The organism is Streptosporangium sp. G12, from assembly GCF_052983175.1.
The window spans coordinates 1-13,312 of record NZ_JBRIQO010000008.1 but is presented as its reverse complement, the minus strand read 5'-3'; the positions used below and the strand labels follow the sequence as shown (position 1 = coordinate 13,312).

Sequence of the window (13,312 nt, the reverse complement as noted above, 5' to 3'; positions counted from 1 at the left end):
TGTCTAAGTAGAGCCCGGCCCACCTCATTGATTTGATGATTGTCAATATAGATGGGGGCCTAAGTTGTGAGGTGCGGATACCCGGCGGCTCCCACCGTCCGTCGGAGTGAAATGCCGGGTCGGCTCATCCCGCGCGGGTCACGCGGGCGCGACCGACTCCCGGTGTCTCACCGGCATGGCGACCCGGTGCACCCGGCCGGGTTCGGACTCCTCGCCCATCTGGGCGAACAGCACCTCCACCGCCTTGCGTCCCAGTTCGTGGTGCGGCAGCGCCACGGTCGTCAGCTTGGGCCGTATCCACGACGCGATGGGGTGGTCGTCGAACGACACCACTGACACGTCCCCGGGAACGGAGAGCCCGGCGTCGCTCAACGCCTGGTAGGCGCCCAGGGCCAGCCGGTCGTTGAGGCAGATCAGCGCCCGGGGCCGGTGGCCGGCCAGCAGGGACCGGGTCGCGGCCAGGCCTTCCTCGGGTTGCCAGTCGGCGCAGACGCGGGCTCCGGCGATCCTCAGGCCGGCCTCCTCGATGCCGGTCAGGCGTTCCACCGCCGCGACGCTGGTGGCGGGCACGTCGCGTGACCTCGGTCCGGCCCCGATCAGGTAGACGTCCTCGTGGTGGCCCGCCTCCAGGAGCACCCGGGCCGCCGAGCGGCCGGCCCCGACCTCGTCGGGCACGATCGACGGCAGGTCGGAGGCCGGCCTGGGCAGCGCGTTGAGCAGCACGGCGGGGCCGATGTCCTTCGGGACCTTGATCGTCCGGGTGTACATGGCGGCCAGGATGATGCCGTCGACCTGGCGGTCCTGCATGGCGTGCAGCAGGGCGCGCTCCAGTTCGGGATCGCCCTCGGTCTCACCGATGAACAACATCACGCCGCGCTCGCGGGCGGCCTCCAGGGCGCCCTTGATCATGTCTCCGGCGAGGCGGGAGGTCGCGACGGTGTCGGAGACGAAGCCGATCGTGCGGGTCGTACCGGTGCGCAGCCCGATGGAGACCGCGTTCGGGCGGTAGCCCAGCTCGTCCGCCGCACGCAGTACCTTCTGCTCGACGTCGTGGGAAATGCGCAGCTCACGGCCCCTGCCCGTCATTACGAGCGAGGCGGTGGTACGGGACACTCCGGCGGCCTGGGCCAGATCGGCCAAGGTGACCCGACGTCGACTCACGGGAGGGACCTCCAACATTCCAACCGAATTACGGGGCCTTGACACCGTCGGATGCGTGCGGTGAGACTATCGCATCGCTAATCCGATTTAGCAAAGGGAGACGCACCATGTCTCGTCGAGTTCACTCCCGCCGGAGCCGCGTGGCGATGGTGGTCATCCTGGGGGGAAGCCTGGCCGCCGCCTGCGCGGCGCCGGGAAGCGGCACCGCGCAGCCGACGGCCGCCGCGTCGTCGTTGTCGGCCGCGCCGACCTGCGGCACCGCGCCGGTCACGCTGAAGGGCTACTTCGAAACCGGGTTCCCCCTGCCCAAGGCGCTCACCGCCGAGTTCACCAAGCAACACCCGAACGTCACCTGGGACATCCGCGAGGACCAGTTCGCCGTGATCACCCAGAACGCCCCGCGCGTGCTGGCCGACGACCCGCCGGACCTGATGCGCCTTCCCCAGGTCTCCGAGCTGGTCAAGAACAACCTGCTCAAGAACCTCGACGAGTACGCCAAGGTCTACGGCTGGGACAAGTGGCCCGCCTCCCAGCTCGAACAGATGCGCATGGCGCCCGGCGGCGCCGTACGGGGTGAGGGCTCCCTCTACGCCATGGGCCTGAACTTCTCCATGACCGGCGTGTTCTACAACAAGAAGCTGGCCGAGCGGATCGGCATGACCGACCCGCCGGAGACCCTCGCCGACCTCGACGCCGCCCTGGCCAAGGCCAAGGACGCGGGCCTGGCGCCGATCGCCCAGTTCAACGGCGGCGCGACCGGCGGCCTGGCCTTCCCGCTCCAGGACCTGATGGCCTCCTACGGCCCGCCCGCGCCGATCAACGAGTGGATCTTCCAGAAGTCCGGCGCGACCATCGACACCCCGGCCAACCTCCAGGCGGCCCGGCACCTGGAGAAGTGGGTCAAGGCCGGATACTTCTGGAAGGACGTCAACGCCGTCGACTACGCCACGATGATGAGCCGCTTCATCGGCGGCGACGGCCTGTTCATGTTCAACGGCGACTGGGAGTCGGGCAACCTCGACAAGAAGATGGCGGGCGACATCGGCTTCTTCCTGATGCCACCGGCCCAGGCCGGCGGGAAGCGGGCCGCCATGTCGGCCCCGCTGGCGTTCGGCATCGGGGCGAACGCCAAGAACACCGACTGCGCCGCCGCGTTCCTCGACTGGGTCGCCACCGACACGCAGGCACGTACGATCGGCGTCCAGATCGGCGGTTCCCATCCGATGGGCCCGGCCGACGGGCCGATGCCGCCGGTGGCGGAGGACAGCGTGACCGAGAGCACGCTCGCGGCGGGCGCGCGGATCGCGCGGGACAACGGCGCGATGGACTTCATCGCCAACGCCACCGGCGCGATCTACGCCAAGAGCTGGACCCCGAACCTGCAGAAGCTGGTGGCCGGGGAACAGACCCCCGAAGGCCTGCTCAAGAGCGTGCAGGCCGACTACCAGAGCCAGGTCAAGGGAGGCTGAGGTGAAGGCGGCCGTGAGACGGCGGAGCGGGCCGAGATGGGCCGGCTGGGTGTTCGTGCTGCCCGCGGCCGCGTTCTATGTCGTGTTCGTGATCCAGCCGCTGGCCATGACGGTGCAGTACTCCCTCTACAGGTGGGACGGCATCGGCGTGGCCACCTGGACCGGGGTCCAGAACTACCTGCGGGTCTTCACCGACCCCGACCTGTTCGCCTCCATCCTCAACGCGGTGAAACTGATCGCGTTCTTCAGCGCGGTCCCGGTCGTGCTCGGGCTGGCCATCGCGGCGACGATCCGCCGCATCGCCACCAGCCGCCTCGCGCTGGTGGCCCGTACGGTCATCTTCCTGCCGCAGGTCATCCCGCTGGTCGCGGCCGGGATCACCTGGAGCTGGTTGCTGTCCTCGACCGGGCTGGTGAACCAGATCCTCACGGCCGTCGGGCTGGAGAGGATCACCCGCGCCTGGCTGGGCGACTTCTCGACGGCTCTGCCGGCGGTCGGGGTGATCGGCGCCTGGGTGCTCCTGGGACTGTGCACGCTCCTGCTGCTGGCGGGAATGAGCAAGATCGATCCGGCCCTGTACGAGGCCGCGCGCCTCGACGGCGCCGGCCCGTTCCGCGAGTTCCTCTCGATCACCCTGCCCAGCCTGCGGCAGGAGATCGGGGTCTGCGTCACCGTCACGGTCGTGGCCGCGCTGGCCAGCTTCGACATCGTCTACATCTCGACCCAGGGCGGGCCCGGCAACGCCAGCATGGTGCCCGGCCTGGAGATCTACTACCTGGCCTTCTCCGAACGCCAGGTCGGCCTCGCCTCGGCCCTCGCGGTGGTCCTCACCGTGCTGGTGATCGCGTGCGCGCTGCCGATCCAGTGGCTCACCAGGGAACGCAAATCATGATCTTCGATCGTCGTGAGGCCTGGACCGGCAGGGTGTTGCTGCTGGTGCTGATGGCGGCCACGCTGATGCCGTTCGTCAGCCTCCTCGTCACCGCGCTCCACCCCTCGGGCAGCTACCCGCTGGGTCTCGAGTGGCCCGACGACCCGCAGTGGGGCAACTTCGTCACCGCGTTCACCGCCGCCCGGATGACCGAGCTGCTCACGTCCAGCGCGCTGATCGTGCTCGGGGTGGTGCCGATCTCGCTGGTCATGGCCACCATGGCCGGATTCGCCATCGGGCACCTGCGCATCCCCGGACGGCGGTTCGTCTTCGTGGCGTTCCTGCTGGGGCTGACGTTGCCGTTCGAGGGCATCATCACACCGCTCTACTACCTCGTGCGCGACATGGGCGTGCTGAACACCCGGTGGGCGATCATCCTGCCGCTGATCGGGCTGTTCATGCCGTTCTCGGTGTTCTGGATGCGGGCCCACTTCGTGAACATGCCCGAGGAGCTGTCCGAGAGCGCCCGCATCGACGGCGCCGGAACCTGGCAGCTCTTCTGGCGGGTGCACGTGCCGCTGGCCGCCCCGGCGACCTCGTCACTGGCGATCCTGCTGTTCCTGTGGACGTGGAACCAGTTCCTGCTGGCCATCGTGCTGGTCGACGACCCGCTGCAACGCACCATGTCCGGGGCTCTGGGGGCCTTCCAGGGACAGTGGGGCACCGACATCCCGCTGCTGTGCGCGGGCTCGCTGCTCATCCTGACCCCCACGCTCGCGGTGTTCCTGATCTTCCAGCGGCGTTTCGTCACGGCTCTGCTCCAGGGTTCACTGAAGGGATGACCATGTATGGAGCAGTCGAGGCCGGCGGCACGAAATGGGTGTGCGCGCTCGCCGACACCGACGGAAGGATCGTGGCCACCGAGGTGGTCCCGACGACGACCCCCGACGAGACCGTCCCGGCCGCCGTCGGCTTCTTCCGCCGCCATCCCGCCCCCGCGGCGGTCGGCGTCGCCACCTTCGGGCCGGTCGACCTGGCGAGCGGGCGCATCACCGCCACCCCCAAACCCGGCTGGTCGGGCACCGACGTGGTGACACCCTTCCGGGAGGGGCTCGGGGTGCCGGTCGGGCTCGACACCGACGTCAACGGTGCCGCCATCGGTGAGCTGCGCCACGGCGCCGGGCGGGGGCTGCACACGCTCGCCTACATGACCGTCGGCACCGGCGTCGGGGTCGGGGTGATCGTCGGTGGGCGCCCGCTGCACGGGCGCACCCACCCCGAGGCCGGGCACATGCGGCTGCCCCACGACACCGCGCGCGATCCCTTCCCCGGCGCGTGTCCCTTCCACGGCGACTGCCTCGAAGGGCTGGCCTCGGGGACGTCGATGCGGCAGCGCTGGGGGCGGCCCGCGCAGGAACTCGGGGACGGCGAGCCGTGGGAACTGGAGGCGGAGTACCTGGCGCTGGCCGTGCACAACCTGGTCGCCGTTGTGTCTCCGCAGGCGGTGATCATCGGTGGCGGGGTCGGCGGCCGGCCCGGCCTGCTCGACCTGGTCCGGGCCCGCGCCGCCGAACTGGCCGGTGGCTATCCCCTGGACACCGTCATCACCCCGCCGGGACTCGGGAACCTGTCCGGGATCACCGGCGCGGCGGAACTGGCCCGAGCGGCCCTGAACGGAGACGAGAACGAGTGAGCACGACGACCCGGTGGACGCGGCGCCATCTCGACCTGATCACCGGGGACCCGGCGACGACCGCACCGCCCATCCTCGGCCCCGTCGAGGCGGCGCTGCCCGGCCTGGACCTGTGGGACATGTGGCCGATCCAGGAAGAGGACGGTGCCACCGCCCTCTTCGACGGCCGCGAACTCTGGATGGGCCTGACCGCCCCGGCGGCCGGCCACCCGGAGGACCGCCACGACGTCGCCCGCATCCGCCTGCTCACCCTGGACGAAGGGAAGTGGATCGACCTCGGGAACGTCTTCCCCGACGGTGGGTCACCGGGCAGCCGCGAGTGGTCCGGCACGGCGATCCGGCGTACGGACGGCACCGTGTCGGTCTTCTACACGGCGACCGGGCACCGCGACGAGAAGCGGCCCACCTTCGTGCAACGAGTGGTCGAGGCGCGTCTGCCGCTCGACGGGAGACCCGGGCAGCCGAGATCGGCCGAGCATCGGGAGATCGTACGTTCCGGCGGCGGGTTCTACCTTCCGGCCGACGAACGCGAAGGGGGGCCCGGGCGGATCCGGGCCTTCCGCGACCCGGCCTGGTTCCGGGGCCACCTGCTGATCGCGGCCTCCGTTCCGTGGGGCGACCGCCACATGGGTGCCGTCGCGCTGACCGGCCCGGAGTCCGAGGGACTGCCGCTGCGCCCGCCGCTCCTGGTCGCCGACGGGATCAACCGCGAGATCGAACGCCCGCACATCGTGGCCCACGGCGGCCTGCACTACCTGTTCTTCTGCACCCACCGCCAGTCGTTCGAACCGGAGGGCGCCGCCCCGACCGGCCTGTACGGCTTCGTCTCCGCGACGATGGAGGGCCCCTACGAACCCCTGAACGGCTCCGGCCTGGTCATCGGGAACCCGGCGGCCCAGCCCGACCAGGCCTACGCCTGGATGGTGCTCGACGACCTGCGCGTGGTCAGCTTCCTCGACTACCGGGGCCCGGTCGAGCGGGCCCACTTCGGCGGGACGGTCGCCCCGATGCTGAGGCTGCGCCTGGAAGGCCCCCGCACCCGGCTCGAACCGGTCACCTGAGGAGGGGGGCCGGGCCAAGGGCCCGGCCCCCCTTTTTTCGCGTCGACGCGCGAAGGGCCGTGCGGTCACACGCCCGTGACGGTCCGCCGGTCGCCGGCGATCAGGTCCCGGTTCCTCGTGACCGTGGCGCCCGCGTCGTCCATCGTGGATCGCTCACAGGAATCGCCACAGGCGGTCGTTGCCGCCGGTGTCGTCGGCCAGCACGATCTGGGCGCCCTGCGCGGTGGATCCGCCGCTGACGCCCAGGACGCGGCCGCCGTTGGCGCACTGGATGCGGAAGGAGCCGTTGGTGCCGTACCGCAGGCGCCAGCGGTGGTCGTTGGCGCCGGTGTCGGACCACTGGAGCACCCGGGCGCCCGCGCTCGTCGAGGCGTTCTCGACGCCGAGGACCTTGCCGCTGTTGGAGTTGCGCAGCTTGAGGTAGCCGCCGGTGCTGGTCACGGCCGTCCACAGGTGGTCGGCGGTGCCCGTGTCGCCCCACTGGACCACCAGGCCGCCGTCGGCGGTGGACATGTTCGTCACGCCCAGCACCATGCCGCTGGCGACGTTCTGGATGCGGCGCGCGCCGGTGGGCAGGAAGCGCCACTGGTTGTCGCCGCTGCCGTTGTCGGGGTCCTGGACGGCCTGCGCGCCCTGGCTCGTGGAGCCGTTCAGGATGGCCAGCAGCTTGTTGCTGTTGACGTTGCGGATCTTGTGGGTCCCGTCCCCGACGTCCACGAGCGTCCACCGGTGGTCGGCGGTGCCCGTGTCGCCCCACTGCAGCACGCGGGCGTTGTCCGTGGTGGCCATGTTCTCCACGCCCAGGACCTTGCCGCTGTGGACGTTGCGCAGCTTGACGGCGTTGCCGTCCACGACCAGGACCCAGTCGTGGTCGGCGGTGCCGTTGTCCGCCCACTGCACGGCCAGGCCGCCGTCGGCCGTGGACATGTTCTGGACGCCGAGGACGAGCCCGGTCGCCGCGTTCTGCAGCCGGAAGCTCGCCGTCCCCGTGCCGACCTGACCGTTGGTGCTCCAGTAAACGGTGTAGTTGTGGCCGTGGGCGTCGTGGAACGGGATGAGGTTGACGGTCGCGGAGTTCGCGGTCGCCGTGAACGTGAGCGCCGAGGTGCTCGTCCGGGTGACCGACGCGGGGTTCAGCGACGGCAGCGCCGACAGCGCGGTGTTGCCGTAGTTGCCCGACAGCACCAGCGGCCCGTAGGTGACCGCCTGGACGTTCTGGTTGTCGTTGGCGGCCTTCATGACCACGCGCATCGGCAGGCGCACGGTCACGGTGTCGCCCGAGGTCCACGACCGGGTGATCGTCGCGTACGAGCCGGGCGTGGTGGCGATGTCCTGCTGGACGTCGTTGACGCTGATCGTGGCGCCGCTCGTCCAGGAGGGGATGCGGACGCGCATCGACCACGAGCTGCCGACGTCGCCGGTGACCTGGAGCGAGACGGTGTCGCTCGCCGGGAAGGAGGTCGTCTGGGTGACCGTGATGCCGCGCTGGCTCCAGTCCAGCACCGACGGGGTGAACAGGTTCACCGTCAGCGTCGTGCCGTTGTGGAAGTAGATGGAGTCCATCAGCTTGGTGTTCACTTCGATACCGGTGCCCTGGCAGCACCAGAAGGAGTTGTAGTCAGTGCTCCAGGTGCCGCCGCCCCAGGCGGGACCGACACCCCGGCGGCCGCCGGGGTTGAGCGGGGTGAAGTAGGTGATGTGCCCGTGGGCGTCGGCGGGGTTCTGCTGACCGATGAGGTGGTTGATCAGGGCCCCCTCGTAGTAGTCGAAGTAGTCCGCCCGGTTCGGGTCCAGCAGCCACAGCTCCCGCGTCAGTTTCAGCATGTTGTAGGTGTTGCAGGCCTCGGCGGTGTCACGCGCCAGGTACCCGGCGATGGCGTTGGGCGCCCGGAAGTGCTCGGCCTGGCTGTTGCCGCCGATCACGTAGGTGTGCGCGCCGGTGGTGATACGCCAGGCGTTGGAGGCGATGTCGCGGTAGCGGGTCGTGCCGGTGGCCTTGTACTCCCGGGCGGCGCCGATCCACTTGGGCACCTGGGTGTTGGCGTGCAGGCCGTTGAGCTGGTCCTGGTTCGCCGCGAGCGGGTTGAACACGTTGTTGTGGTCGAACCGCTGGGCGGCGGTCAGCCAGCGCGCGGTGCCGGTCTGCTGGTACAGGTCGGTCAGGACGGCGTTCATCCCGCCGAACTCGGTGCCCAGCATGGCCTGCATCTGGCTGGAGGTCAGCCGGCTCGTCCGCCAGTCGACCCACCCGGCCAGCGCCAGCAGCACGTCGCGAGCCTGGAGGTTGCCGATGTAACGCCACACGTCGAGCAGCCCGGCCAGGGTCTTGTGGATGCAGTAGTACGGCACGTTGCCGTTGCTCAGCGTGCGGGCCTCGAGCGCGGTGATGTCGGACTCGGGAAAGCCGGAGAGGTAGCCGGTGTTGAAGCCGGCGGCGCCGTTGTTGGCCTGGCACTTGGCCAGCTCGGCGACCATGGTGTTGGCCTTGTCGCGGCAGGTGGTGTCACCGGTCACCGCGTACGCCTGGGCCCAGGCGGTCAGGAAGTGCCCCTGCATGTGGCTGCGGAAGGGGAAGCTGGGGGCGTCCCAGCCGCCGTTGGCCGCCGCGCCCTGGGTGGACAGGCGGTGGTTGGCGCGGAAGACGTACATCAGCCGGTTGACGTCGACGAACCGCAGATAGGACAGGGTGCGGTTCTGGTTGTCCAGCCAGCGGCCGGAGGTCAGGCGCACCCGCCCCAGCTCGAACGCGTAGGCGGACACGCCGATGTCGGGTCGGACGGGGGCGATCTCGGCGAAGGCGGGTGCGGCGCCGGTGAACTGGCCCGCGGCGGTCGCGGCGACGGTGAGGCCTGCAGCCTGGAGCAACTGGCGTCGGCTGAGGGGTGACATGTGAACTCCCAGGGGGGTGGAGTGGAGGGGGCCGTGTGAACCGCCGGTGTCCGCCGCCGTCTCGGGGCCGGCATGGACGGCGTCGACGGCGGCGAGCGGGTTCCGGCGGTTCACGTGGTCATGAGGAATCGGACTTCGAGCGGGTTGTGATCAGATGCGGTTCCACCGCTGGTTGCTCTGGCCGTTGCAGGTCCAGATCTGCAGCTTGACGCCGTTGGCGGTGGAGCTGTTGGGCACGTCCAGGCACTTGTTCGCACCGAGGGCGGTGATGGTGCCGTCGGAGTTGAACCGCCACTTCTGGTTGTTCTGCCCGTTGCAGTCCCAGATGAGGACGCCGGTTCCGTCGGCGGTGCCGTTGTTGTTGACGTCCAGGCACTTGTTGCCGTAAACCCGCAGCTCACCGGCCGCCGTGGAGGTCCACTGCTGGTTGCTCTGGCCGTTGCAGTCCCAGATGTTCACCAGGGTGCCGTTGGTCTGGGAGGCGCCGGTCACGTCGAGGCACCGGCCCGATCCCACGCCCTGGATGCGGGACGTGGACGCGGTGGGCGTGGGAGTGGGAGTGGGGGTGGGGTTGGGCGTGCCGCCGCTGACCCGGTACACGACGGTGCCGTGCGCCGGCACGCTCGCCGAGATGTTCCCGGTGGTCGAGGTGACGGCGTTGCTCCAGGCGTCGCGCAGGCCGAAGGAGTTGCCGGACAGGCCGATGGCGGACGCGGTGGTGCTGATCGTGGTCGTGCTGCCGCCCTGGTTGAACAGGGCGACCGCGACGTCGCCGTTGCTCAGGCGCTTGGCCAGGATGCGGCGCGTGCCGTCATTGCTGATCTGGGTGGCCTGGAGGCCGAGCGTGTCCTGGTTGATGGCGATCAGGTTCTGGTTCTTCAGGATCGTGCTGGTCGCGCTGTCCATGTTCCGGACGTCGTTCCCGGCGATCAGGGGCGAGGCCATCATGGCCCACAGCGCGAAGTGGCTGCGCATCTCGGTGTCGTTCATGCCGCCGCGGCCGACTTCCATCATGTCGGGGTCGTTGAACTGGCCGGGCTTGGCGTACGAGGCCAGCGGGACGGTGACGTTGACGATGTTCTGGATGCCCATCGGGTAGCCGTTGGTCTGACCGGTGTTCCAGGCGTTGGTGATGTCCTCGGTCGTGCGCCAGATGTTGGCGATGTCGCCCCAGTTGCGCATCGGGCCGGTCTTCTCGTGGATGCTGTTGGGGTTGATGCTGTAGAGGATCGGCCGCCCGGTCGCCGCCAGCGCGTCGCGCATCCTGGCGAAGATGCGTACCTGGTCGTCGATGGTGCCGGTGGGGGAGCACCAGTCGTGCTTCAGGTAGTCGACGCCCCAGGCGGCGAACTGCCGGGCGTCCTGGACCTCGCGGTTGAGGCTGCCGGTCGCGCCGGGGTAGGAGCCGAAGTACTGGGCGCAGGTCTTGTCCAAGGGGGCCTGGTAGATGCCGAACTTCAGCCCTCTGGCGTGCAGGTAGTCGCCGAGCGCCTTCATGCCGCTCGGGAACCGCGACAGGTTGGCCTGGAGGTTCCCGGCGGAGTCGCGGTTGGGGTCCATCCAGCAGTCGTCGACGACGACGTACTGGTATCCCAGGTCGCGCATGCCGTTGCTGACCATGGCGTCGGCCGTCTGCTTGATCAGGGTCTCGTTGATGTTGCAGCCGAAGGTGTTCCAGGTGTTCCACCCCATCGGCGGGGTGCGGCCCACGCCGTTCTCCAGGGCCTGCGCCTGGGTGGCGGGGGTGAGCGCCAAGGTCAGCGCCGCCAGGCTCAGCAGCACACGTGCTCGTTGTTTTCTCATTGATGTCGCTCCTAGCGATGGTCAGGCGCAGAGGACCGGGGGGTGGTCGCGCTGTCGCCGGTCATGGGGCCGAAGGTGGTGCTCGTGCCGGCCGCGGGCGAGCCGTTCCACCGGGGCGGGACGAAGGTGGTGCTCTCGCCGGCTGGCCGCTGGACGACGAGGGTCGTGACCGCGACGGCCGTCAGCGGTGACCGGTGTCCTGGCATGGCGCGTCTCCCGTCACTGGAAGGAGGCGTCGTCGATGTAGAGGTTGTCGGTGCCCGCGGCCGTCTCGACGTAGAAGGAGGCGTTGGTCAGTGTCCCGGTCCACGAGACCGTCGCCGTGCCGGTGAGCTGGGTCCACCCGCCGGCGTTGACCGTCTGCGCCGGGGTGAGCTGGAGGTAGCTCGTCGTGCCGTTCGCGGTGAGCGTCAGGGTCGCCTTCGCGCTGGGGGTGCCGCTCTGCGAGCGGACCCACACGCTCGTGGTGTAGCTCTTGCCGTTGGTGAGCTGCGCGGTCACGTTCTGGTGCGGGCCCTGCCAGGCGGACGTACGGCCGGAGTTGAGCAGGGACCGGCTGCCGCCGTGAGCCACGGTGGTGGCGGAGGACAGGGTGCCGCCGGAGCTGGTCCAGCTCGTCGTGCCGTCCTCCATCGTGCCGTTGGCCAGCAGGTTCCCGCCGCTGCCGCCGCTCGGGGCGAACTGCCACCAGTTGAGGTTGAACAGGTAGCCGCTGCCGCCGGTGAAACGCAGGTAGAGGTCGCGGGTGCCGGTCGCGCCCGACACCGGGCAGGTGACCGAGGTCCAGCTCTGCCAGCCGCCGGTGCCGGGGACGGTGCAGGTGCCCACGAGGGTGCCGGTGGCACTGCCGAGGCGCACTTCGATCCGGCCGCCGCTGGTGCCCGAGGCCACCCGGGCGGTGAAGGAGGACGCCCCGGTGCCGAAGGCGACGCCCTTGACCTTGACGTGGTCACCGTTCTCGATGAAGCCGACGTTCATGCCGCCTTCGCCGGAGGCCTCGGTCTCCACCCCGGACGCCCAGGCGATGGTCTCGGCCTCCTGGCGGACGAACGGGTCGAGGGTGCCGACCTGCGGTGGCCCGGCGGTGGTCATGTTGATGGTCGGGATGGTGCCGTCGGCGTTGTAGGTGAACTTCTCCACGGCCACCGAACGGGTGTAACCGCTGCCGCCCGGCAGGGCGCCGTTGTGGTAGAAGAAGTACGAGCCACCGGCGAAGTCGACGATCCCGGCGTGGTTGGTGAAGCTCGACCCCTGCCTCGGCATGATCGTTCCCCGGTAGGTCCACGGCCCGGTGGCGCTGGGGGCCGTTGAGTAGCCGATGAACTCCGAGCAGCACTCGGCGGCGAACACGTTGTAGTAGAGGCCGTTGCGCTTGAAGACCCACGGCCCCTCCTCGTAGAGGGTGGGACGGCTGGCGTTGCCGTTCCGCGTGCCGAACCCCGCCGTGGTGAGCGGAATCTGGGTCGCGCCGCCGGAGAAGGAGATCATGTCGGTGTTCAGCCGGACGTACCACAGGCGGGGGTTGCCCCAGTACAGGTAGGCCTGGCCGTTGTCGTCGATGAACGCGTGCGGGTCGATCTCGCCGTTCTCGACCAGCGGGCGGCCCAGCGCGTCCCGGAAGGGCCCGGTGGGGCTGTCGCCGACCGCGACGCCGATGGCCATTCCGCCGGTCGCCCGGTTCCGCACCGGGACGTACCAGTAGAACTTCCCGTTGCGGGGGATGACGTGGCCGGCCCAGGCGTTGGCGTCGGCCCAGGCGAAGGTGGCCAGGCTCATGGGGGAGCCGTGGTCGGTCCAGTTGGCCATGTCCGTGGAGGAGTACACTCGCCAGTCGCGCATGGTGAAGTACGTCGAGCCGTCCTCGTCGTGGCCGGTGTACACGTACACGCGGCCGTTGTGGACGAGCGGCGCCGGGTCGGCCGTGTAGATCGTCTGCACGATCGGGTTGTCGGCCCTGGCCAAGGACGGGAGCAACGTGGTCAGCAGGAACAGGCTCACGGTCCAGAGGACCAGGCGGCGAGATCTCCTCCTGGCCGCGCGAAGTAGGGGTCTCACCTGTTGTCTCCCTTGGGCGGTCTCGACGGGGGGTGTTGGTGGCCCCGGACGCGGCGGCTCAGAGCGCTCGCCGCGTCCGGGGCGGTTCAGGGGGTGATCAGCAGGGGGAGTCGCTCCGGGTCGGCAGGATGATCTGGGCTCCCTGCGTGACCCTGGGGGCGGGCTCGGCCTCGCGCCGAGCCCGCCCGCTCCGACGTCAGGAACGTCTGAGCCGGATCGGTGTCACACCGGTCAGCGCTGCAGTGTCAGCAGGCCCGGCCGGTAGGGCAGGAGGCCGTATTCGACACCGTCGGAGTTGGGGTTGCGGCCC

General features: G+C 69.8%; 10 protein-coding genes. 5 read left to right on the top strand and 5 right to left on the bottom strand.

Annotation, left to right across the window (positions count from 1 at the left end):
- Positions 1–138: 138 nt before the first annotated feature.
- Positions 139–1,161, bottom strand: coding sequence for a LacI family DNA-binding transcriptional regulator (locus ACVCAG_RS13975; RefSeq protein WP_440083505.1), 1,023 nt, complete (start codon positions 1,159–1,161; stop codon positions 139–141).
- 107 nt (positions 1,162–1,268) lie between these two features.
- On the opposite strand from ACVCAG_RS13975, the gene ACVCAG_RS13970 reads away from it, so the two are divergent.
- From ACVCAG_RS13970 to ACVCAG_RS13950, 5 genes are read left to right on the top strand one after another with little or no spacing between them, the layout of a single operon-like run.
- Entirely contained in the window at positions 1,269–2,630 is a 1,362-nt protein-coding gene (locus tag ACVCAG_RS13970; RefSeq protein ID WP_440083504.1) for an extracellular solute-binding protein, read from the top strand.
- 1 nt (position 2,631) lies between these two features.
- Entirely contained in the window at positions 2,632–3,522 is an 891-nt protein-coding gene (locus ACVCAG_RS13965; RefSeq protein WP_440083503.1) for an ABC transporter permease subunit, read from the top strand.
- Complete coding sequence (locus ACVCAG_RS13960; RefSeq protein WP_440083502.1) at positions 3,519–4,343, top strand: ABC transporter permease subunit; 825 nt, start codon at positions 3,519–3,521, stop codon at positions 4,341–4,343. The genes ACVCAG_RS13965 and ACVCAG_RS13960 overlap by 4 nt, the downstream gene beginning before the upstream one ends.
- Positions 4,344–4,345: 2 nt before the next feature.
- Positions 4,346–5,194, top strand: coding sequence for an ROK family protein (locus ACVCAG_RS13955; protein WP_447189912.1), 849 nt, complete (start codon positions 4,346–4,348; stop codon positions 5,192–5,194).
- The gene (locus ACVCAG_RS13950; RefSeq protein WP_440083500.1) at positions 5,191–6,255 is read left to right on the top strand and encodes a glycoside hydrolase family 68 protein; all 1,065 of its coding nucleotides are present in this window, start codon (positions 5,191–5,193) and stop codon (positions 6,253–6,255) included. Before ACVCAG_RS13955 ends, ACVCAG_RS13950 begins: the two co-directional genes overlap by 4 nt.
- Positions 6,256–6,408: 153 nt before the next feature.
- Here the strand turns inward: ACVCAG_RS13950 and ACVCAG_RS13945 are convergent, their stop codons facing one another.
- The 4 genes from ACVCAG_RS13945 to ACVCAG_RS13930 form a co-directional block, all read right to left on the bottom strand.
- Entirely contained in the window at positions 6,409–9,144 is a 2,736-nt protein-coding gene (locus tag ACVCAG_RS13945) for a beta-L-arabinofuranosidase domain-containing protein (RefSeq protein ID WP_440083499.1), read from the bottom strand.
- A 150-nt stretch (positions 9,145–9,294) separates the two neighbouring features.
- The gene (locus ACVCAG_RS13940; RefSeq protein WP_440083498.1) at positions 9,295–10,947 is read right to left on the bottom strand and encodes a lectin; all 1,653 of its coding nucleotides are present in this window, start codon (positions 10,945–10,947) and stop codon (positions 9,295–9,297) included.
- An 11-nt stretch (positions 10,948–10,958) separates the two neighbouring features.
- Entirely contained in the window at positions 10,959–11,153 is a 195-nt protein-coding gene (locus ACVCAG_RS13935; protein WP_440083497.1) for a hypothetical protein, read from the bottom strand.
- 13 nt (positions 11,154–11,166) lie between these two features.
- Complete coding sequence (locus ACVCAG_RS13930) at positions 11,167–13,002, bottom strand: family 43 glycosylhydrolase (protein WP_440083496.1); 1,836 nt, start codon at positions 13,000–13,002, stop codon at positions 11,167–11,169.
- Positions 13,003–13,312 lie beyond the last annotated feature (310 nt).

Bases quoted from the DNA above. Each gene is read 5' to 3' on its own strand.
- ACVCAG_RS13935 (WP_440083497.1), bottom strand. From the start codon at position 11,153: ATGCCAGGACACCGGTCACCGCTGACGGCCGTCGCGGTCACGACCCTC.
- ACVCAG_RS13955 (WP_447189912.1), top strand. From the start codon at position 4,346: ATGTATGGAGCAGTCGAGGCCGGCGGCACGAAATGGGTGTGCGCGCTC.
- ACVCAG_RS13970 (WP_440083504.1), top strand. From the start codon at position 1,269: ATGTCTCGTCGAGTTCACTCCCGCCGGAGCCGCGTGGCGATGGTGGTC.
- ACVCAG_RS13945 (WP_440083499.1), bottom strand. From the start codon at position 9,144: ATGTCACCCCTCAGCCGACGCCAGTTGCTCCAGGCTGCAGGCCTCACC.
- ACVCAG_RS13960 (WP_440083502.1), top strand. From the start codon at position 3,519: ATGATCTTCGATCGTCGTGAGGCCTGGACCGGCAGGGTGTTGCTGCTG.
- ACVCAG_RS13940 (WP_440083498.1), bottom strand. From the start codon at position 10,947: ATGAGAAAACAACGAGCACGTGTGCTGCTGAGCCTGGCGGCGCTGACC.